At 70.2% G+C, this 459-nt stretch carries 1 protein-coding gene; it reads left to right on the top strand.

Going from position 1 to position 459, the window contains the following annotated elements:
• Nucleotides 1–459, top strand: a 459-nt coding sequence (locus tag E4T88_RS18905; protein WP_221411817.1) for a hypothetical protein, incomplete at both ends; no start/stop codon positions are given.

Below are 459 nucleotides of genomic sequence, written 5' to 3'. Positions count from 1 at the left end.
GGCCTCGGGCGAGGAGGGGCAGCGCACGCTGCAGTTCTTCGCCGACCGCGTGGAAGGCAACCTGCTGGCAGCCCACCAGGAAATCCAGAAGCTCGCGCTGCTGCATCCGCCCGGAGAGCTTTCCTGGAGCCAGGTCGAGGCCGCCGTGCTCAACGTGGCGCGCTACGACGTGTTCAAGCTCTCCGAGGCGGTGCTCTCCGGCCAGGTGGCGCGCATGCAGGCCTGCCTCGATGGTCCGCGCGCCAGCATCGGCACCGCGACGGGCGGCACGGGCGCCACGCCGCGCCAGAGTTCCTCGCCCGTCGTGGCCTGGGGCGCGAATCGCCTCGACGTCTTCGTGCTGGGCACGGACCGCGCGCTGTATCACAAAGCCTGGAATGGTTCGGCCTGGGCGCCATCGGTGACCGGCTACGAAGGGCAGGGTGGCATTGGCACCAGTGCGCCACAGGTGGTCTCGTG

It is taken from the genome of Dysgonomonas mossii (assembly GCF_004569505.1).
Classification (GTDB): Bacteria; Bacteroidota; Bacteroidia; order Bacteroidales; family Dysgonomonadaceae; genus Dysgonomonas.
Note: the sequence above shows the minus strand (reverse complement) of the source record. Positions and strands in the feature narration are given on the sequence as shown.